This window comes from Paenibacillus sp. MZ03-122A (assembly GCF_024213325.1).
Lineage (GTDB): Bacteria > Bacillota > Bacilli > Paenibacillales > Paenibacillaceae > Paenibacillus > Paenibacillus polymyxa_B.
On the sequence record NZ_JANAVI010000007.1, the window covers coordinates 36,735 to 57,599 of the forward strand.

The following is a 20,865-nucleotide window of genomic DNA, read 5'->3' on the forward strand; positions in this document are numbered from 1 at the left end:
ACGTTGCAAGTTTTTTTCATTCTTTTTCACTTCTCGTTTAAGTTTATCATTGTTTATACAAATTGACTACACGCGGCTCAAGGGTTTACAGGGTGAAAGCAGTGCAATAGTGGGTAATTTCATGTAAACTGGAAGGAAGGTACCTGTGAAGAAAGCAGGTAGAACTGTGCAAAATGTAATGGAGGAACGATACGCTATGCTATTGCAAGTAACCGGAATTACTAAATCTTATGGAATTGAGCCCGTTCTGGACGGGATTAACCTTCAAATATTGGAACGTGAACGTATTGGACTCGTAGGTGTGAACGGTGCAGGCAAATCGACCCTGCTCAAAATTATTGCTGGTGAAATATCCTATGACAGTGGACAAATTTTCAAGGCGAAGGAGACCAGCATCGGTTATCTGGCGCAAAACAGCGGCTTGAATTCTGACCGTTCTATCTGGGGGGAAATGATGCTGGTGTTCACTCCCCTGATTGAAGCGGAACGGGAACTGCGGCAAATGGAACAGGACATCGCTGACCTGGCCAATGCTCAAAACGAAAAACGCTACGCAGATCTGCTGGAACGCTATGCACGACGCTCAGACTGGTTCAAGGATCACGGTGGTTATGAAATGGAGACCCGTATTCGCAGCGTGCTGCACGGTATGGGCTTTGGTTCATTTGCACCTGAGACGCCCGTAGCTACTCTGAGCGGAGGACAGAAAACTCGGCTTGCGCTAGCGCGCATCCTACTGCTCGCACCAGATGTCCTTATGCTCGATGAGCCTACCAACTATCTGGATATTCAAACACTGACCTGGTTGGAGGATTATTTGCGCGGCTACTCCGGTTCTCTGCTGGTGGTATCACATGACCGTTATTTCCTGGACCGACTGGTAACGACGATTATTGAAATTGAACGCCATCGTTCTACTCGATATACAGGCAACTACAGCCGCTACATGGAGCTGAAGGCTGCCGAGTACGAAACGAATCTGAAGCATTACGAAAAGCAGCAAGGAGAAATTGCCCGTTTAGAAGCATTCGTACAACGTAATATCGTGCGGGCTTCCACGACCAAACGCGCTCAAAGTCGGCGCAAGCAGCTAGATAAAATGGAGCGTATGGATCGGCCCATGGGAGATTTGAAAAAGGCTCATTTTTCCTTTGAAACAGCCCATATGTCAGGTAAGGAAGTACTGGAGGTACGTGACCTCTCTGTGGGGTATGAAGGTAAAAAGCCTTTATTCCAGCACGCATCGTTCGACTTAAAACGTGGAGATACCGTGGCACTGATTGGTCCGAACGGGATCGGAAAATCGACGTTGCTCAAATGTCTGACCGGATCACTTAAACCTGCTGCTGGCTCCATCCACTGGGGCACGAAAATCAAAATCGGCCTGTATGACCAGGAGCAGACGAACCTGAACCCAGCCAATACCGTACTGGAGGAGTTGTGGAGCGAGTACCCTCATATGGAAGAAGCACGTATTCGTACAGTGCTGGGTAATTTCCTGTTTAGCGGTGACGATGTATTAAAAAAGGTAGCTGCATTAAGCGGAGGGGAAAAAGCCCGTGTATCTCTGGCCAAGCTCATGCTGCGCGAAGCCAACGTGTTAATTCTAGATGAGCCTACCAACCATCTGGATCTGTTTAGCAAGGAAGTGCTGGAAGCGGCTTTGATGGACTATGACGGTACGCTGTTGTTCATTTCCCATGACCGTTATTTCCTGAACAAAATGGCGGAACGTGTCATCGAGCTTCATCCTGGGGGGATAGAACATTTCCTGGGGAATTATGATGACTATGTAGCCAAAAAGCAGGAGTTAGAGGAAATTGCGCAAGAAGCTCTGGAGGCAAATCAGGCCACACGCGGCAAAACATCGGCTACCTCTGCATCTGTGACAGACGAGACCACATCCAAATCACGCGCCGCCACCTATGCGGCAGACAAACAAGCCAAAAGCGAGGAACGTAGCCGTCAACGCAAGCTGGAGGCATTGGAAAACCAGATCAAAACGCTGGAAGAACAAATTTTAGGGCTGGAGGAACAAATGACCCTGCCTGAGATTTATCAGGATTACACAGCGCTTCAGAATATTCAGGCACAACTCGACACCCATAAACAGGAATTGACTGAAACCTATACCTCTTGGGAAGAGCTGTTAGAAGAATAAAAACTACTGCATAAAATCTTAGCCTTAAAAATTTCACATTTTCCTCTTCTATATTTTTGTACACAAGATTATCCACAGCTTATGTGTATGAATGAGATTGAAAAATGGCCTTTTGGGCCATTTTTTTATTGATAAAAAGCCATTTTCAAATGAAAACCAAATTTATCCACCCTTTTATCCACATTATCCACAGATTTCACAAGAACTAAAGGTGTTACATATCCCCCAACTTGTTATCTTCAAAAAGTCTTAGCCTGCTTGCTTTAGACTCGGTTATCCACATTCGAAGCGGTATATGTGGATAACTTTGTTCACAACTTGACAAATCACATCATTATTCGGGCAATATCAAAATTCCTGATTTTTTTGATGGATCATGAAAAATCGTGAACAATTGTGACGAATAATGCGAGTGAATGAGAGGCTGCCATTCATTTGCTCAAACTCCTGTATTTTATCCTCTTGAATTTATATTTTATGATAGTTATGGAGCGGAACAAAAAAGACACGACTCAACTGTGCCGTGTCTTGCTCATTCTTCTTCAATTAAGTTTGGACAGACCATTCTTCCAGAGACAGCCCTGGATCAGCCTTCATATCCAATGAGGTAAATTCCCCGCGCTTCCATTTGGCGTAGGCCGCAGCGCCGATCATCGCTGCATTATCTGTGCAATATTTCATCGATGGTACAAGCAGCTCGATTCCTTCGCGCTCACAGCGCTCCCGCAATGCTGTACGCAGTCCGCGATTAGCAGCCACACCGCCACAAAGCAGAAGCTGCTTCGCACCGTATTCACGCATGGCACGAATCGCCTTTTCCACCAGCACCTCGACGACCGACTCTTGAAAGCCTCTTGCGATCGCTCCCACATGAACGGTTTCTCCGCGCATTTTCGTCTGGTTAATTACATTCAGCACCGCAGATTTCAAACCGCTAAAGCTAAAATCATAAGAATCCGGCTCCAGCCATGCACGCGGCAAAGTAACCACTTCCTCCGATTCATGAGCCACACGATCCACATGCGGGCCACCGGGATACGGAAACCCAATCGCTCTCGCTACTTTGTCGTAGGCTTCCCCAACCGCATCATCTCTTGTACGACCAATGAGTTGAAAATGACCTTCGGACTCCATCAGCACCAGCTCTGTATGTCCTCCTGACACAACGAGAGCAATGCACGGATATACGATATCATGCTCCAGCTGATTGGCATAAATATGTCCCGCGATATGATGCGTCCCGATTAATGGCTTGCCGAACGCCAAGGCAGCACTCTTGGCAGCGACAATCCCAACCAACAATGCGCCAACCAGTCCTGGTCCTTGTGTCACGGCAACCGCCGAAATCTCACGAGGGGTAATTCCCGATGTTTGCATGGCCTCGTCCAGCATGTAGGTGATGCTCTCCACATGTTTGCGTGAAGCCACCTCTGGCACAACACCACCAAAGGCTTTGTGTGTTTCAATCTGACTGGAAATCAAATTTGAGAGCACCTCTGTACCATTTTTCACGACAGAAACAGCCGTCTCATCACAACTCGTTTCCACTGCCAGTATATAGCAAGGCTCGCCGGAGGCGGAGCCTGTACCTGCTTTTTCCTCTTGCGTCATTGCTTCTGCACGCTTCCTTCCTGTTCACCGGATGCCCCATGCGCGGGAAGATCCGCCCACATGATCACGGCATCCTCGTTATTATCCGAATAATAGCCTTTGCGCACACCTGCGGGCTTAAAGCCTTTTTTCTCATACAAGCCCTGAGCGATCCGGTTCGTTACCCGCACCTCCAGCGTCATACGTTCCATCCCTAAATAAGAGGCGGTCTGCATCAGCTCATCCAACAGCTTGTCCCCAAGCTTGCGTCCACGATAAGCCTCACGAATCGCAATATTCGTAATATGGGCCTCATCCATAATCGTCCACATGCCTGCGTAACCAATGGCTCGTCCGTCTAGTTCCATAATCATATATTTAGCGAAATGATTCATCGTCAGCTCATTGCGGAATGCTTCCTCCGTCCACGGCAGCGTGAACGCTTCATGCTCAATCTCCAGCACATCGGGAATATCATCCAGTTGCATCAAGCGAAACTCAAGTTTCTCTTCCCGCTGTATGTTCTTTGCCATGTTGTTCACCGCTCTCTTCAGCGCTGACGAAGCAGATTGGCTTCCGCCTCCGCCAGCTGGGTATAATTAGGAACCAGCGTATGTAGCTCGTCATGTTCTTGACGAAGCAGCTTATCCGCCCCAAGGCGGCCAACCCATCTTCCCTCCAGCTCATAAGGTATGATACGTAGCTCGCTCCAAGCACGCAGGCGCTCGGCTGTTTCGGCGTGAACCGCCGTTTCACCGACTAGCCAAATGACCGGAGGACGCTCTTCAGAGGGCAAAGCCTCCAGCCGTTGCGGACTCTCGACGTCGTCAACTGTATTCACGGCGAACAGCCCCGTGTAAACCTGACCACGGCGCGCATCCAGCACAGGCACAATCCAGTCTGCTGCCTGCGCTCCGGATGAACCGTTATTCACAGACTCATTTTTATCTTCTTGTCCCTTCATCTCGATACCACGATTCCAACCACCCCACGCCAAAGCGTGCAAAGTGGATATGGACGTCACCGGGATACCCCAGGCCCAAGCGAGTGTTTTGGCTGCGGTCACCGCAATCCGGATACCGGTATAAGACCCCGGTCCAACACCAACTGCAATACCATCTACATCATCTCGTGTCAGCCCTTCTTCATTCAGCAGTCGTTCCAGCTCGGTAATCACATGCACGGAGTGATTACGTTCGCCATAGACGTTGCTTTCTCCCAGCAATTCTCTTCCATTCATCAGAGCGGCCGCCATCACGGTCGTCGCTGTATCTAACGTCAAAAACCGCTCACGCGGCTTTACATTCACATCTGTATGCTCTCTTTGCATGGTTCAAACTCCATTCTCCCGCAAACTGCGGCACCATTGTTCATAAGGCTCGCCGTACCCGGTCAGGTGAATCAAGCGCTCCCCCACATCCGTTGTTTCTATATACAGGTGAAGCCGCTGCTCTGGCAATATATCCGGTATAATACTACCCCATTCCACCAGACATACTCCTGTCCCGTAAAAATATTCGTCCAGCCCGAGATCCTCCGCCTCGTCCTGGGAAATCCGGTACACATCCATATGATACAAAGGCAATCGGCCCTCGTACTCCTTAATGAGGGTAAAGGTTGGACTATTTACGATGCCCGGCACACCTAAATGGCCGGCAAAAGCCTTGGAAAAAGCAGTTTTGCCCGCTCCCAGATCTCCATCCAGCACAATCACCGTTCCGGGAACCGCTTTGGCTGCCAAAAAACCTGCCAATGACCCGGTCTGTGCCTCTGAGACAGAACGGAACGTAAACTGCTCCTGCGAAATTGTCATATATTTTAATCACCTTTCGTCCGAATCGGACCGTTCCAACTTGTTCTTTATTATATAGTTCACCTTATGTCGCCGCAAGGCATGAAGACATGCTATTGTAAGTTAGTGATACACACAGGGAGGGATTGAAACGATGGGGCAAACCGTTTTACTCATGATTGATGTTCAGCAGGCGATGTTCATGTATGATGAGAAGCTGTATCGTGAGCAGGAAGTTGTAGCGCATTTGCAGCAGCTTTTGGACAAAGCCAGAGCTGCAGGTACACCAGTGATTTTTGTACAGCATACCGATGAAGCGGATGAGGATTTCCGAGAAAACAGTGTAGGCTGGGCCATCGCCGACGTAGTGCGTCCTCTTCCTCATGAACGAATTGTCCGTAAATCATCCTGGGACAGCTTCTACCAAACCGAATTGGGCCATGTACTGAAGGAACTGGGGGCCGATCAACTCGTAATCGCGGGGATGCAGACCGAGTTTTGCCTCGACACGACTTGCCGAAGCGCCTATAGTCTGGGATATCAGAACAATGTGCTCGTGTTGGATGCGCATAGTACATTTGATAGCAAGGTGCTAAGCAGTGAACAAATTGTAGCTCATCATAATGGGATGCTTGGCAATCGTTTTGTGCGTTTACTTGCGACGGAAGATGTACATTTTTCGTAATTGTTGAAGTTTTATGTTCCAAGCCGATTGCTTTCAAGCAAGTCGGCTTCTTTTTTAGTTCATGCGAAAAACCGCCCTTTCAAGGACACCTTGAGAAGCAAGTTGGCACAATAGGACGAAGATCATGAATATTGAAAGGCAAAGCCGTCTTCAGAAAATTTTGGAGGCTTTTTTTTACCCAGCGATGAGTTAGAAGATATTGGTCGAAGAAAACTTTTTCACCTATGGATTGGAACTTTCTTTTTTAACAGAAAATTCAATTTATGATCATAATTTTCAGAAAAATTAAGAAATTAACAGAAAACGTTAGAATGGCCTATTTATTGTGGACTATATGGCCCTATAAACATCTGTACATAGATATGTGTAAATATTTGGACATTGAGCAAAATCTGCATTAGAACTATGATAAAAATGGTTTTAATTTCCAATGAGAGAAGGCGATCGAACCGTCACACTCACTGTCTCAGGCACCATGATATGCCCGCATGCAAATGTATCTTGCAGTCGCTACATCTCGTAGGTTAAGAGCGGAAATTACGAATTGAAGTGCAATCATGGATGTATTGTGTTTTGAACACAGCGAAAGGAATGTGAGTTTTTAATGAAAAAAGTAGCTTTAGTAAGCCCGTTGAGAACAGCGGTCGGCTCTTTTAACAAAACCCTTGCGCCTCTAAGCGCTTCCGAACTGGGGGCAACTGTGATGACAGCATGCCTTCAGCAAAGTAAATTAGAGCCTTCTTTGATTGATCAGATTTATTTGGGAAATGTTCTTCAGGCGGGCAATGGACAAAATCCTGCCAGACAGGCGGCATTAAAAGCCGGTATCCCTATTGATGTACCCGAAACAACGATAAACACGGTTTGCGGTTCAGGACTTCATGCCGTTGCTTTAGCTTACAATTCAATATTGGCTGAACAAGGCAACATCGTCTTGGCCGGAGGCATGGAGAGCATGTCGAACGCCCCTTACCTGCTAAGGAATGCAAGAAACGGCTACAAACTTGGCAACGGTGAGTTGGTAGACTCCCTAGTGGCCGACGGCCTTACGTGCCCGATCAACCATTACCATATGGGAATTACCGCAGAAAATGTTGCCGAGAAATATGGAATTTCAAGACTTGAACAGGACGAATTTGCTTATCAAAGCCAGCTAAAAGCCGTAGAAGCAAAAAACAAGAAGCTTTTTGAAGAGCAAATTGTTCCGGTCATGATCAAAACCAAAAAAGAAACTATTTCTTTCACAGAGGACGAACACATAAGAGGAAATACAACGCAAGAAAAACTTTCTCAATTAAAACCTGCGTTTAAGGAGAACGGGACGGTTACCGCCGGAAATGCTTCAGGAATCAATGATGGCGCGGCGGCCGTGCTTGTAGTTTCGGAAGACAAATGCAAGGAACATGCATTAAAGCCATTGGCATATATCAAGGGTTATTCACTTGTTGGCGTTGACCCTGCATATATGGGAATGGGGCCAGTGAAAGCCATTTCGACACTTCTTAAGCAGCAAGGTATATCCATCGATGCCATTGATCTTTTTGAAATTAATGAAGCGTTTGCCTCACAAGCATTAGCAGTAGTAAAAGAGCTAGGTGTCAGTCCGGAGAAGGTGAATGTCAATGGCGGCGCAATCGCGATCGGGCATCCTGTCGGTGCCAGCGGTGCTAGGATATTGACTACGTTGGTTCACGAAATGGTGCGAAGATCTTCACGCTACGGCATCGCCTCGTTATGCATCGGAACAGGAATGGGAATAGCGATGCTGGTTGAAAATGCGCTCATTTAAAGTGCGTGTTCAGGATGACTTTTAGAACTATCTCTTAAAAGGAAGGGAGATCGCTATGAATCAAAAAGATGTACTTTCACTCCAATCTATGCCTGCGGCTAGCGGTAGCTACGGGCGCCCACCATACCGCTTCATCAACCGGGAATTTTTTATCATTACCTATGAGACCGATCCTGCTGTGATTAGACAGGCGGTCCCAGAGCCTCTTGAGCCGGATGGAAGCAATACGGTCTCCTATGAATGGATCAAGATGCCCGATTCATCCGGTTTAGGATGCTATGAGGAAAGCGGTATTGTCATTCCGTGTACTTTTCAAGGAGAACCCTGCAATTTTGTCGCCCAAATGTATTTGGATAACGCGCCTGCTATTCTGGGGGGACGCGAAGTCTGGGGATTTCCGAAAAAATGGGCAAAGCCTCGCCTGAGCGTGGAGGAAACGGAGACGCTGACGGGTACATTGCATTATAATCACGTCCTGGTGGCCACGGGAACTATGCCTTTCAAATATAACATTCTTGATGAAAAAGAAACGGCTAAAGCCATCGCAAAAACGCAAGTTAATTTGAAATTAATTCCTGATGTTGACGGTACCCCCAAAATCGCTCAGTTAGTAGCGTATAATCTCGAGAACATTACTGTAAAAGGCGCCTGGTCAGGGCCTGCCAGATTAAGCTTGATCCCCCATGTCAACGCTCCTGTGGCAGATTTGCCGGTTAAAGCTTATATTGGCGGGAAACATTTTATTGCTGATTTAACTCTTCCATATGGAAGAGTCCTCTACGACTATCTCCAATAAAGTTTGCTTTCCTAAAAATATATATATATAAGGAGAAGGAACCATGAATAACAAAGTAATCTCCGCTGAAGAAGCCGTTCAGAAGGTCAAAAATGGAGACATGGTGATGGTCGGAGGTTTTCTGGCAGGAGGCTTTCCAGAGGACCTGGTTCGTGCGCTTGTCGACACCAATCCTGCCAGCAATCTTACGATTGTTTCCAATGACACAGGCACACCGGAATTATCTATCTATAAACTTGTAAAAAGCGGCAGAGTAAAGCGGATTTTTGCATCCTATATCGGCTCCAATCCGGAAACGGGAAGGCTCCTGATGACGAAAGAAGCGGAGGTCCAACTCTTCCCGCAAGGCACGCTCGCTGAAAAAATACGCGCAGGAGGAGCCGGTTTGGGCGGGGTTTTAACACCTGTAGGTGTAGGCACCGTTGTAGAGGAAGGAAAACAGAAAATCAAAATTGATGAAAAGGAATACTTGCTCGAACTGCCGCTCAAAGCCGATGTGGCATTAATTAGAGCCCATAAGGCTGATGAAGCGGGGAATCTTGTCATAAACGGCTCTTCACGTAACTTCAATATGGTTATGGCTACAGCGGCAGAGTATGTAGTTGCTCAGGTAGACGAATACGTAAAGACGGGTGAAATTGACCCCAATCATGTCAACGTTCCCGGAATATTTGTCGACGCAATTGTAAAGGTGGGTGAAAACGCATGAATAACAGAGAATTTATTGCTCGAAGAATAGCCCAGGAATTCAAAAATGGTGAAGTTGTCAACCTTGGTGTCGGATTGCCTACAATGGTAGTGGACTATATCCCCGAGGACATTCATATTATGCTGCAGGCGGAGAACGGAATTCTCGGTGTAGGCCCCAAAGCGGCTCAGGGAAAAGAAAGACTCGATTGTATCGATTCAGGCGGTAACTATGTAACAACTATGGAAGGAGCATGCTTTTTTGACAGTGCACTTTCATTTTCCATCATCCGCGGAGGGCATGTGGATATTACCGTGCTGGGCGCCCTGGAGGTCGATGAGAAAGGCAACCTTGCAAGCTGGATGATCCCAGGGAAAAAGGTGCCAGGCATGGGGGGAGCCATGGATTTGGTGGTCGGAGCCAAGAGAGTGATTGTAGCCATGGAGCATGTGAACAAAAATGGAGCTCCGAAAATACTGGAACAATGTAAACTGCCCCTGACCGCTGTAAATGTTGTAAAGACCATAGTAACCGAAAAGGCTGTCATCGATGTTATTCCGGGTCAAGGGCTGATGCTAAAAGAAATTGCTCCGGGTTTGTCGGTGGAAGATGTTCAATTAGCAACAGAGGCTAAACTGATGGTTTCACCACATTTGAGAGCCATAGCAGTATAAAGGTCATCATAGAAAGGAACCAGCTGCACCTTCAAATTAACTTGTCTGGCGTTTAACATGCTCTCTCGACTGCATTTATTATTACAAATAAGGTTCGCTAATTGCTCATTGAGCAATTGCGAGCCTTTTTTTGTTGGAGTGGGACCTTTCAAGCAGCATTCTGCGATGAAAGACTACAGCTGTCCAAGATCTTTCTACAGCTATACCCCATACTATGGAAAAAAATCTGTTTTGGTGCTCCTCTTCTATTGTTCTTCCAGACGATCCACACGGACGGTTTGGGTATTGGTGGGTCTGCTACCTATCTGTACAGTGGCCATACCGTTCGCTTCGTCTACATGCTCAATCCAGATCGGTTTACCATCCAATTGTACGGCAATGGTATCGGGCGAATCATAAATAGCTTTTGCTCGTTCCACATTCATGCTATTCTTCCCCTCCTGATTGTTGTTGTCTGCATTCATTCAGAAATATAGTTCACCTAGTCTTCATCTATAATCCGTTCAACATCTAATGAAGGGATGCTATGAGAAGGCGAAGTTGAAACTACAGCCTCCAAATCCACATGAGCCACAGCTATGGGAAAAGGCGGTTGGATTCCATGGGAAAGAGCAAACTCTGGCGGCAATGCATCCTGTTCGCCTCCGGCGGGTCCCCGAAAGGCGACATGATTTTGACCCACACGATGCCTGATTTGCCGAGGAAAGGATTTTCCGGACATAAATTGTGTACCTCCTTTTGAATCGGATATGCCTTACTATGCACCAAAATTGTTGTAACCATGCGCAAGCAGAAGTAATTCGCAGTCTTCATTTGCATCTCATACAATCACTTGTACGAAGCATACTAAGTGAAAAATCATATGCTCATATCCCGGGGTGACCGGAATCGAAGGTGCAAAATGCGGATTTAAGAAAAGGGGGACTGGCGGTATGCATACGGTCTGGAAAGGCGCAATCAGCTTCGGGCTGGTTCATGTGCCCGTTAAAATGTTTTCAGCGACTGAGGATAAGGACATTTCCATGCGTTATATTCACAAGGAGTGTGGAAGCCCACTTAGCTATGTACGAAAGTGTCCCGTTTGTGATAAAGAGGTTGAGTGGGAGGAAATTGGAAAAGGCTACGAATATGAAAAAGGAAAATTTGTCATGTTCGACAAGGAGGAACTGGAGCAAGTTAGCGGACAAGCGGATAAAAATATTGTCATTTTAGATTTTGTAGATTTGCAGGAAATTGATCCGATTTACTTTCAGAAAACCTATTATTTGTCCCCGGATCAAGCTGGCTCCAATGCGTATAAGCTGCTCATGAATGCGATGAAGGATACCGGGAAAATCGGGATTGCCCAAATCTCCATCCGCTCTAAAAGCAGCCTGGCGGCTATTCGGGTTTTGGATGAATGTTTGGCGGTGGAGACGATGTTTTACCCCGATGAAATTCGCCCCATTGCTCAAGTTCCTAACTTACCGGGGCAGGAGGAGGTTAAAGAGAAGGAGCTAACTATGGCAAAAATGCTGATCGAGCAGCTATCTACACCTTTTGATGCAGCGAAGTATACGGATCAGTACCGCGAGCGTCTGCTGGATCTCATTCAGCATAAAGTGGCTGGTGAAGAGGTGCGAATCGCCCCAACACAGCCTCAGACCAATGTAGTAGATTTAATGGCCGCCCTTCAGGCCAGCATCGAGGCAGTGCAACCTGTCGTTACCGATCCCGGCCCTGCTGCGAAAAAACGCCCTGCGCGTAAACCAGCAGCCCCAACAGCACAGCAGGCTGTTGCAGGCGAGAATATCTCTCCGACTCCAGTCAAAAAGAAAAGAAGCACTGCCAAACGTAAAGAAACTTAAGCTGAGTTCAGAAAAATCTAGCTAAGGGGTGGCGGTGAGACTGCTTTGATACGATAGTAGCTGACTGAACGCCCCCCGCTCATCTTGTTCCAGTTGGCGGTAGTTCCCCTGCTGTATGACCTCGCCTTGATCCAGTACAACAATTTGATCTGCATGTCTGATGGTTGACAGACGGTGAGCGATGACGATCAACGTCATTTGACCTTTCATCCGTTCCAGTGCTGCCTGAATTGCGGCTTCATGCTCACCATCCAGCGCACTTGTCGCTTCATCTAGTATAAGTACCGGAGGATGATGCAAGACAGCCCGTGCTAATACTAGCCGTTGACGTTCTCCTCCAGACAGACGAATCCCGCGATCTCCAATGACCGTGTCCAGCCCTTCGGGCAGTCTGGATACAAAGCTGTCTGCGGCTGCAAAATGTAACGCCTCCCATAGTTGCTGCTCACTAGCATCCTTATCTGCCAGCATCAAATTTTCGCGGACAGTCGCATGAAATAAAAATGGGTCTTGTGACACGTAACCAAACGACTGCCGCCACTGGGGCAACAATTCGTCGTCCAGAACAAGCCCGTCTATTGTAATCTGCCCCCCAGTTGGACGTAAAAAACCCATCAGGACATCGACCATTGTACTTTTACCTGCTCCCGATTTCCCTACAATGGCTGTCATTCCCCGGGCGGGTATGAACAAATTGATACGACGCAGCGCAGGCTCTGCTGCACCATCGTAGCGATAACCCAGATGACTGCATTCAATTCCATGACGAAGGGACAGGGGTTGCCGTACAGCTGCAGATGATAGATTGAATACCGATTGATCGGAGAAAGCTTTGCACTCCTGTTGCACCTTGGTGACACTTTCAAAGGCGGAGATCATAGACATGATGTATTCCAGACTCGCTTGAATAAGGGCAAATCGGGGCCATAAGCGGGAAAATATAAGAATCAACACAATCAGTTTTTCAGATGTAACATGCAACCACTGCAACGATATAAATATGACACAAGCGACAAAAACAGCTGCCGCTGTACGATGGAAAAACTGTGTGGACGCATTTTGCCGGACAAATTGGGTCGTATTATCCTCCATTCGTTGTGTCAGGGAGCGAAACCAATGGATATTCGCCGCTTCCAACAGATTGCTTTTAATATCTTTCATGCCGTTCATGTGATCCGTAATTCCAGCAAAATAAACCTGCGACAGCTCAGTCGTACGATCACCTAATTGTTTGGCATTTCGAATGGAGCGGCGGAACACGACAAACAGCCCCAATCCACTCAGAAATACCAGTCCGGTTAAAGAGGGGGATAACCAAAAAGCCAGCGCAATCTGGATCAGCGTAAACATGACGGCTGTAGTCAGTTGAAGAAGCAAATTCGTTCCCTGACTGACACGCGCCAGCTCAGTCGTCATCACATGGCTAAAATCAGATTTACGCTGACGCAAATAAAAAGCCCACTGCGCCTTCATAAAGGAAGTGTACACGTCTACTCGCAGAGAACGCATAAAACGCTGCTGAATCCGCGAATTCAGGATGGATTGGTAACGCTGAAGCAAAGCCTGCCCTGTAAGCAGCACTACAAAAACCATCAACATTCCCGGCAACAGCCAGCTTTTAGGAATGAACGGCAAAAAATGATCCAATCCATCAGACAGAAATGGCATCCCTGAATGACCGACAAATACGCCGATGGCCGCCAGCATAGGAACAAGCATATAAATGCCAAAACCCTCAAGCAGGCTAACAATAATCATACATCCAATATTGAGAAATAACGCACCGCCGTTCACGCTATACAGCTTTGTCATATATAATCGCAGGTGAACCATAATGCACACTCCTTATCGAGTCAGTGCTTTGAAAATCGCCGCTTCAGCCAAAGAAATGGACGTAAAGGGATATACAAAAAATGCAGCTGGCGAGGCAGTGGAAAAACGGCCGAATCCCCCGTAGAAGGAAATAAACGGCTGATGAGGTAACTTAGTCTGTGTCTTGGCTCTTTTAAGGAAAGCAAGTAAGTGCGGCTGACCGGCTGATGGGCAGCCGCCGTGTTTCTGGTCATGACTTGGCTGGAGGCGACAGCTGGAGTAATGGGGGCACAACTGGTAGCTGTGCTCATCGGGCTATAGTCGTCGTTACTGACACCTTCTGTGATGCTAGTAACGCCACTGGTGGCAAGCATGGCTGCTTCGCCACAGGTACTACACAATGAAGGACCGCCATCCGGAGGGGCGGCCTCCGCTTGCTCCGCCAAAGCTCTGCTGTGCAGCAGCTCTGATGGAGCAAGCCTATCTGTACCCGCCCCGTGGGCAATCGGGTATGGTGCGGGAACGCTGGCCTGCATGAAGGCCAGCGCGCTCAGCGCGAGCCTGTGCGCCTGCCGGGTAGCCGATACCGGACGCATCGGCTCCGGTATCGGCGTACCCAACAGCGCAGCGGCGAGCGCCCAGGCCTGCCCGCCAGCAGGCAGGCCCCCGTAGCGGCGCATCTTCGGCAGTAGCGCCTCCCAATCGACAGCACATACCGCAAGCCTGTCGATGTCAACCAGCCAGCGCAGCCTGAACCAGCCGTGACGCGCACCATGCGCACTCAAGTACAGAAATTGATGCTCGCTGCCAAGCGTATACATACAGGACGTCATGGCAGTCCTGTTGTCGGCAGGTGCCAACGGTACCATCCGACTGGCTCCTGTAGCTTTACCCATTTGCCGACAGCTCCACAGCTCGTCAAAAGAGGGTTCCCCACCCCCATCCGGGTGAAGACGCCAATGCAACTCTATCTCTACCCGTTTTTGCGGATGGAGGTAGGATGCATGATGGTCCTTCCATTTCCAACTGCCAAGGACACGCACTTCTCCGCTCTTGGATGCATATCCGGCTTCCTTCATCCAATGCTCAGCCTCATCCATATCGTCAGGGGCAATGAGTAAATCGATGTCCTTGGAGGTACGCAGAGAAACATCCCCGTACAATTGCTGTGCCAGAGCAGGACCCTTCAGCATAAGCACACGGATTCCATGAGTTATGAGCAGCCTGGTCAGACGCCCGGCTTCTGCTTGAAGATGAAGCATGCGAAGCGTGTTTCGATGATATTGCGCCTGAAGGTTTCGCAACAATTCTGCGGGAATGAACGGATGATTCAATGTTTTCAGTTGGAGATACACCGTAGGTACCACTCGATGGTGCTCGGTCAGACGTAAAAAGCGGACCCAATCCATCTCACGCAGCTGGGTAGCAGCAGTCTTATCCTGCCAATGAGAAACGTCTTTCCCCAATAGAGAGAGTAACAACGTTAATTCCTGATCCTCATTCCAATTCGCAAGTTCCAAAACAGACTTGGTGGGCATGCATTCTTCTCCTTCGATTCTTTGGACTTCTTTTGTCTCATCGCGTTAAAGTAAAGAACTACCTTTATCTGCCATATTTGTACTTGTATCCGTCACAGCACGTCTCCCGAATATCCCCACCACCGTAAATGCTTCCATCTCCCGTTTCCCCGTAACATAAATCGGTCCGCTACGTACCCATGCATGTGCGGCCAAGCGGCCAGCGGCATTTTTGGCTGTGCCCAGATACAGCGTGCAGTCCAGTTTTCTACGTCCCAGCAATGTCATTGCCGCAGCGGCTTGTACAAGACAACTACTGCGCCAAGGAGTATAACGGCTTGCCAGCTCCACAGCGTGCGAAATCTGCTTAATGGACTTCTCCTGCCTGACATCACACTGCCATGGAGTTTCTTCCATACTTATGCCCCAAATCCTTGAGTAATCCCCAAAAGAACGACGCTGGCGTAGCCTCGCCCATCCCAGCTCCAGCCAGGCTTCCGGCAACAATCTCCTGACCTCTGGGGACAGGAGAAGAAGCCGTTGTATCCGCATATTATACCGACTCCCGTAGAAGCTTTAGCAGTCCTTCCCGTTCCAACTCAGCCACAAAGGTGTGTACCTGCTGTCTGCACTGTTCCTCGTCCACCTCATATTCGTTCGTCAGGACAGTTACGATATCGCCAAGCGAAGGACCGGATTCTGCCAGTTCCCAGATTCGTCCTCCTGTGAAGCCTAAGTTGTAATATTTACCAGTGTTAATGCTCATCATCACTTTTTCCCCGTCCATATCACTGACGTAGACCTCTTCACCGTAAATGACGCGATAATGGTCTTTAGCTGGATTAGTGGCTACCATAACTCTTCTCCTCCTTACGAATGATATCAAGTACCCGTTGTACAACCTCGGACGCAGTAAAGACTGAACTATCCCTCAGCAGCCGCCAGCCCTCTACTTTACGAGCCATCCTAGCCGCTGTATCAAACGACCATTCACTCAAACCCATTCGCGGAATAATCACCCTACGATATGTATGTTGTAGTAATGTATGCAAGCACTCAAGAACGTTCAAGGGCTGTTCCGTAACTGCCACTAACTCCCCTTCGCGCATCGACGCACGGATTGGAGAATCTGCCACTAGCTCAAATACGCCCCCTAAGGGCAGCGGATCGTTAAAAAATTCATCTACGGCGGGTACGGCATATTTATTCAGCTCATCTGCAAGCATACGCAGATCTCTGTATTGTGGCATTACAGAATTGCCATCCGTTAGGGATCGTATGTGGTTTAATGTGCGTGCATGCTTGTTCTCCCGTAAAGCCTCCAGTTGGAGCAAGCTATCCAACCCCAGCTTTTGCTGCGGATAAGCTGGATACACGATGGCTGAGGAAGCCGTAGCTTCTACAGCAATCACGTCATCACTAACCATCCGATAACCTGCCTGCCTAAAAGTAGCAGCCAGTGTCGATTTCCCCGTACCCGATTCACCCACAAATGCGTAGGCCCTCCCCCCAATGACGACCGCACTTCCGTGAATAGGTAATATTCGTCTTTGCATCAGCAGAACACCCATGCATGTACCCAGCACAAATAGCCGCACGGTGTCAGGATCGGCCCCGGAGAATATGCTTACCTCGATTTCCTTGCCTTCCCTGACGGCATAAATGGCCGTGCCTGGTATTTGGAACATAAATCGTTCATCCAGCATCACAAAATTGGCCTGTTCCAGCTGACCACTCCATGCAGTCAAATCAGCCTGTCGAATGACTACATCCTCTACTGCTTCCGGTGCTGCCAGGAGCAGCTCAGGCAGATTCAGTTCACTGGCAATCCTGAGTCCAAAGGCTGTATATTTCGTCCAACTAACATTTGCACTCCTGTCATGCACGGTAGGACTCACTCCTCTGTCCTTAAAAATCCCGTCTTTATTTCTTGGGCAAACCTCTACCCGAAAGAAATAAAGACGGCTCTGTATTGAATACGAGTCCAATGGATTATGCTATTTTCGTTCATTCAATCGTTATCGGCCGAGCTGTTTGGCTTCCAGTCCAACATCGGCTACATGTATAACCATCTATTAGCTTGGATTATAAATATCGGCATCGTGGTCGGACACCCAATCAATCTGTCTCCAGCCTTTCCCCGCCATGGTCTGGCTAATATCCAGCACCTCTATCGTCGGTTCCTGCCATTCTTTTTTACTCATTTCATCACCTCCCCTCCAACGAATGACGAACTGTCCGTCCGGATCAATCTGAATCAGTTCAATCCACAGAGAAAACGGTACACGATCAGGCTATGCATTAGTAGTCGTATATTTGGATCAGACGCCTGTTCAGGGCGGGGGTGGCGAAGTTTCGCCATAGCCGTCTTTATTAACTCAATATTGAGATATTCAGCCGCTCGTAAATCATGACACATCAGTTGAAGCTCCCCCATAAACGTATCCCAGCAAGGAAGCATACGATGTAGCCAATCGGCAGGCTGCACGCCGCGTACCCGCTGGTTCAACCGAACGTCATCAGGTAGATGATCACGCATGGCTTTACGAATGAGGGCACGGTCCCGACCGTTTTGCACATACTGCTCAAAAGGCACCGATAAGCAAAAACGAATTACCCGGCTGTCCCCGGTCGGATCACGTTCCCATAGTCCATAACGTAGTGAAAGTTTGGTCGCGACCATACCATTTTTGTTGGCAATCGCCAAATTTGAGAACTTCTCTTTTCTCGTCTGATCGGCATTTTTTATCCAACCTGTTCCGCTCAATACAGGAATATCTTCTACATGCATCCGTTTGGCAAACTGCGGGTGAATCAGGGAAGGAATGGGACTTCGATTGCTACGCCGCAACCATGAATGAGATTCAAGTGAAGTCGCTTTTTTCAACATTACGGGGAGTAGATGTGACATACGCCTGCCCGTAAGCTTGCTGTACCGCCACAATCCCTGAAAGGATTGCAACCAGTGCAAACGACGAAACTGCCGGGCATAATAGTCTAGTGCAGGGCCCCACGATACGGTAAAGTTGCCTCGTGCCCCGGTCAACAGTACACCGACATTGTGCTCCTGTGCTTTTTCGTAAAAACCTCTGATCCAGAAGGAGTTTTCAAAATATTTGTAGGGTGCTTCCATGAGTTCCAGCCATATATCAATTTCTGAAAACGGACTTTTCCCCTCAAAATCCATATAATTCTCGTGAATGTTGCCCACATAGCGAGCCGTAGACTGAATATAGCCTCGTTCGTTCGCCAGCAATGTAGGCGGTGTCCAGTCTGTAAAATCTTGAACAGGCACATAGCTGTAGGCATGCAGCGGCTTTTGTTGCAAGTGCAGCGATGGCGCGGCAAAGCTGGCAACCGCTCCAGAATCCAGCCCTCCGCTTAAGGCAGCCCCTACAGCGCGATGCGTCCGTAGTCGGGCAGTGACCGCTTGTGTGAACACCTCGCGGAAAGCTTCTATGTACTCGCCCCCTGTTTTGAGCCGCAGTGGCTCTACCTCATCCAGACATGCATATTTATGAAGGGTTCGCTTTCCCTCCTCCATCGTGAACCAATGTGCAGGAGGAAGCTGGTTGATATGCTTGTATGCGGTCGTTCCGATATCGACAGATTCCTGCATGGCTCGGATGGACAAAAATTCGGCCAGCCATGGCTCATACAATTCTTTTCGCAGAGAGGGCAGGGCCAAAAGCGGAGCGACTACCGTGCTAAACGCGAATCCTCGGTCATGCTGGTAGATGTACAACGTACGATTGCCTGTCATATCTCGAGCACCATATAATCGATGTTCCTTGGCATCCCAAATAACAAAGGCAAAATCACCTATCAGATAACCGGCTGCATCCACTCCCCATTTGTCATATGCCAGCAAAATCAGCTCGCTGTCCGTGATATCTTGTCGCCGTTCCTGCTCAACTCCCAGCCGTTCAAACAGCTCGGAACGATTGTCAATAATTGCATCCGCTGTGATTGCCAAATCTCTTAGCTCATCATGGAAGGGAAGACGCTCATGAACAGATTCCGGGGTCACATGCTGGGCATGACAACCCAAAAAAATAGAGCCTTCACACCAAGCGCATACGCGGTCAGCGGGATATTTTCGCAGGGCTTGCATCATTTTCCCGCCTTCTTCGGTGCATACGGACTCATGCCCAAAGCTATAGATTCCGGCAATCGCACTCACGTTCTTCCCCCCTTTTCTTTTCCTATATTTGATAACACTACAGACGCCAAACGCCCGAGCTTACGGGCAAAGAGGCTGCGATATCGGAGACCTTGATTTGGGCGTTGATAGCTTTGGAGCTGAGCGATAAGACGGTTCCGCTCCTCATAGCTATGTGCCAACCTGTTTTCCAGGGATTGAATCCGCCGATCGTTCACGATCTGGTCCACATGCATCCTTGCCGGATCTTGAGGTGCAGCATGACGGGTTGCATTTATCATGAGTTCTCTGTTATCTGCATCCTGTTCTTCCAGCATCCGATAAGCTGCCTTCCATTCAAAGCCGCTTTGCTGGAGGAATTGTTGTGTACGTCGACTCAGCAACTCTATATCCGGCTCATCCTCAAAGCGGACTCCAGCCATCTGCTCAGCCTGCTCCAGCTCTTCCGCGTAACCAAGCTGCTTAAACATGCGGGACCCAATGCTTCTGCAATACAGCTCAATTTCCGTTTTACTCAACAAATGTTGCCAGCTATGTACCGAATCTTGATGCGCCTGCTCATGCTCTCCTACGAAGGGATCACCCGCTCCCATACTATAAAAAAGACTGGATTTGGGCGTATCCGCAAAGTCCCCGTACTTTTCCATCCCCAGCTCGTACTTGATTCCCAGAAAACCGCACAGCTTCTCGATCTCCATCGTTGGATTGGATACGAGCTGTTCATATCTAAGCGGGTATGCAAGTGGATGAGGTGTAGCAAAATAATGAGCATAACGGAATAAACCAACCGTAATATCCGTCATTTTCATATTAAAATGCGGGCTCCCCAGTTCTTTCAGCAGTTGAAAACGTCCATTCCGTAGCTGATTAACCTTTTTGAATGAGGCCACAATGGCCAAAGGATTCCGGATAAGCCATAGCCTACGGGCAGCAGGGAATAAACGGTCTATAAATTCTAGAACCGTATAGTAACGCGGGGATTTGTCGATAAGCATATCTGCTGTTGTTCCTTGAAGCAAACCATTATATATTTCAAGTGCATACGAACGGGAGGCCCGCTCCAATACATCGGGGGGGACCATACCTTCAAAAAATTGCCGAAGTATCCCTGTTCCTCCATATGGCCGTGCATGTGACTGAGGAAGATCATATAAACTGAGCAGAAACCACATTTCCTGCGTGGCAAACAGGCGGGAATGGTTTTGCAAAATGGCGGTAAGCAGCGAGCTTCCACTCCGAGGGACACTTAACAGGAATACCAGCCCTCCGCCTTGCTTTTCAATCAAGCAAACTCCTCCTCTACCTCTGCTCAAGACACTTTGATAGATACATATCGTATTTTTTATTATAAA

General features: G+C 48.2%; 21 protein-coding genes. 7 read left to right on the top strand and 14 right to left on the bottom strand.

Features of this window, described 5'->3' with window-relative positions:
* Window positions 1–196 precede the first annotated feature (196 nt).
* A complete protein-coding gene (locus NLX74_RS16170) occupies window positions 197–2,161 on the top strand; it encodes an ABC-F family ATP-binding cassette domain-containing protein (protein ID WP_039270134.1) in 1,965 nt (654 codons plus the stop codon).
* A gap of 546 nt (window positions 2,162–2,707) precedes the next feature.
* Here the strand turns inward: NLX74_RS16170 and tsaD are convergent.
* Genes tsaD through tsaE form a run of 4 tightly spaced genes read right to left on the bottom strand, consistent with a single transcriptional unit; the run spans window position 2,708 to window position 5,564 of the window.
* Window positions 2,708–3,772 (bottom strand): tRNA (adenosine(37)-N6)-threonylcarbamoyltransferase complex transferase subunit TsaD, encoded by a 1,065-nt coding sequence (gene tsaD / locus NLX74_RS16175; protein WP_023987471.1) that lies wholly within the window; start codon window positions 3,770–3,772, stop codon window positions 2,708–2,710.
* Window positions 3,769–4,284: a ribosomal protein S18-alanine N-acetyltransferase gene (gene rimI, locus NLX74_RS16180; RefSeq protein ID WP_039269584.1), complete on the bottom strand. Its 516-nt coding sequence runs from the start codon at window positions 4,282–4,284 to the stop codon at window positions 3,769–3,771. The genes tsaD and rimI overlap by 4 nt, the downstream gene beginning before the upstream one ends.
* A 17-nt stretch (window positions 4,285–4,301) precedes the next feature.
* Window positions 4,302–5,081 carry a tRNA (adenosine(37)-N6)-threonylcarbamoyltransferase complex dimerization subunit type 1 TsaB gene (gene tsaB, locus NLX74_RS16185; RefSeq protein ID WP_254329304.1) on the bottom strand — a complete coding sequence of 260 codons (780 nt, stop codon included), beginning with the start codon at window positions 5,079–5,081 and terminating at the stop codon, window positions 4,302–4,304.
* Between the two features lie 3 nt (window positions 5,082–5,084).
* Window positions 5,085–5,564: a tRNA (adenosine(37)-N6)-threonylcarbamoyltransferase complex ATPase subunit type 1 TsaE gene (gene tsaE, locus NLX74_RS16190; protein WP_254329305.1), complete on the bottom strand. Its 480-nt coding sequence runs from the start codon at window positions 5,562–5,564 to the stop codon at window positions 5,085–5,087.
* Between the two features lie 133 nt (window positions 5,565–5,697).
* Between tsaE and NLX74_RS16195 the strand changes: the two genes are divergently transcribed.
* The 5 genes from NLX74_RS16195 (at window position 5,698) to NLX74_RS16215 (ending at window position 10,175) form a co-directional block, all read left to right on the top strand.
* Complete coding sequence (locus NLX74_RS16195; RefSeq protein WP_254329306.1) at window positions 5,698–6,228, top strand: cysteine hydrolase family protein; 531 nt, start codon at window positions 5,698–5,700, stop codon at window positions 6,226–6,228.
* A 604-nt stretch (window positions 6,229–6,832) separates the two neighbouring features.
* A complete protein-coding gene (locus NLX74_RS16200; protein ID WP_134902140.1) occupies window positions 6,833–8,017 on the top strand; it encodes an acetyl-CoA C-acetyltransferase in 1,185 nt (394 codons plus the stop codon).
* Window positions 8,018–8,072: 55 nt separating this feature from the next.
* Window positions 8,073–8,813 carry an acetoacetate decarboxylase gene (locus tag NLX74_RS16205; RefSeq protein ID WP_254329307.1) on the top strand — a complete coding sequence of 247 codons (741 nt, stop codon included), beginning with the start codon at window positions 8,073–8,075 and terminating at the stop codon, window positions 8,811–8,813.
* A gap of 43 nt (window positions 8,814–8,856) precedes the next feature.
* The gene (locus tag NLX74_RS16210; RefSeq protein WP_254329308.1) at window positions 8,857–9,522 is read left to right on the top strand and encodes a CoA transferase subunit A; all 666 of its coding nucleotides are present in this window, start codon (window positions 8,857–8,859) and stop codon (window positions 9,520–9,522) included.
* On the top strand, window positions 9,519–10,175 hold the full coding sequence (locus tag NLX74_RS16215; RefSeq protein ID WP_165176411.1) for a 3-oxoacid CoA-transferase subunit B: 657 nt from the start codon (window positions 9,519–9,521) through the stop codon (window positions 10,173–10,175). Before NLX74_RS16210 ends, NLX74_RS16215 begins: the two co-directional genes overlap by 4 nt.
* A gap of 245 nt (window positions 10,176–10,420) precedes the next feature.
* Here the strand turns inward: NLX74_RS16215 and NLX74_RS16220 are convergent, their stop codons facing one another.
* Window positions 10,421–10,600: an H-type small acid-soluble spore protein gene (locus NLX74_RS16220; protein WP_013309199.1), complete on the bottom strand. Its 180-nt coding sequence runs from the start codon at window positions 10,598–10,600 to the stop codon at window positions 10,421–10,423.
* Window positions 10,601–10,656: 56 nt separating this feature from the next.
* Window positions 10,657–10,896: a hypothetical protein gene (locus tag NLX74_RS16225; protein WP_061829618.1), complete on the bottom strand. Its 240-nt coding sequence runs from the start codon at window positions 10,894–10,896 to the stop codon at window positions 10,657–10,659.
* A 211-nt stretch (window positions 10,897–11,107) separates the two neighbouring features.
* Here NLX74_RS16225 and ku point away from each other — a divergent pair, with 211 nt between their 5' ends.
* Window positions 11,108–12,022, top strand: a complete 915-nt coding sequence (gene ku / locus NLX74_RS16230; protein WP_013309197.1) for a non-homologous end joining protein Ku — start codon at window positions 11,108–11,110, stop codon at window positions 12,020–12,022.
* Between the two features lie 21 nt (window positions 12,023–12,043).
* Here ku and NLX74_RS16235 read toward each other — a convergent pair whose 3' ends face one another.
* The 8 genes from NLX74_RS16235 to NLX74_RS16270 all read right to left on the bottom strand — a co-directional run bounded on the left by NLX74_RS16235 (window position 12,044) and on the right by NLX74_RS16270 (window position 20,799).
* Window positions 12,044–13,855: an ABC transporter ATP-binding protein gene (locus tag NLX74_RS16235; RefSeq protein WP_254329309.1), complete on the bottom strand. Its 1,812-nt coding sequence runs from the start codon at window positions 13,853–13,855 to the stop codon at window positions 12,044–12,046.
* 20 nt (window positions 13,856–13,875) lie between these two features.
* Window positions 13,876–15,372, bottom strand: a complete 1,497-nt coding sequence (locus tag NLX74_RS16240) for a nucleotidyltransferase domain-containing protein (RefSeq protein ID WP_254329310.1) — start codon at window positions 15,370–15,372, stop codon at window positions 13,876–13,878.
* A gap of 45 nt (window positions 15,373–15,417) precedes the next feature.
* Window positions 15,418–15,903: a lasso peptide biosynthesis B2 protein gene (locus tag NLX74_RS16245; protein ID WP_254329311.1), complete on the bottom strand. Its 486-nt coding sequence runs from the start codon at window positions 15,901–15,903 to the stop codon at window positions 15,418–15,420.
* Between the two features lies 1 nt (window position 15,904).
* The gene (locus NLX74_RS16250) at window positions 15,905–16,207 is read right to left on the bottom strand and encodes a lasso peptide biosynthesis PqqD family chaperone (RefSeq protein WP_254329312.1); all 303 of its coding nucleotides are present in this window, start codon (window positions 16,205–16,207) and stop codon (window positions 15,905–15,907) included.
* Window positions 16,194–17,237 (bottom strand): dephospho-CoA kinase, encoded by a 1,044-nt coding sequence (locus tag NLX74_RS16255; protein WP_254329313.1) that lies wholly within the window; start codon window positions 17,235–17,237, stop codon window positions 16,194–16,196. The genes NLX74_RS16250 and NLX74_RS16255 overlap by 14 nt, the downstream gene beginning before the upstream one ends.
* A 189-nt stretch (window positions 17,238–17,426) precedes the next feature.
* Window positions 17,427–17,555, bottom strand: coding sequence for a paeninodin family lasso peptide (locus NLX74_RS16260; RefSeq protein WP_134902123.1), 129 nt, complete (start codon window positions 17,553–17,555; stop codon window positions 17,427–17,429).
* 53 nt (window positions 17,556–17,608) lie between these two features.
* Entirely contained in the window at window positions 17,609–19,534 is a 1,926-nt protein-coding gene (locus tag NLX74_RS16265) for an asparagine synthase-related protein (RefSeq protein WP_254329314.1), read from the bottom strand.
* Complete coding sequence (locus NLX74_RS16270) at window positions 19,531–20,799, bottom strand: sulfotransferase family protein (RefSeq protein WP_254329315.1); 1,269 nt, start codon at window positions 20,797–20,799, stop codon at window positions 19,531–19,533. Before NLX74_RS16270 ends, NLX74_RS16265 begins: the two co-directional genes overlap by 4 nt.
* Between the last annotated feature and the right edge of the window lie 66 nt (window positions 20,800–20,865).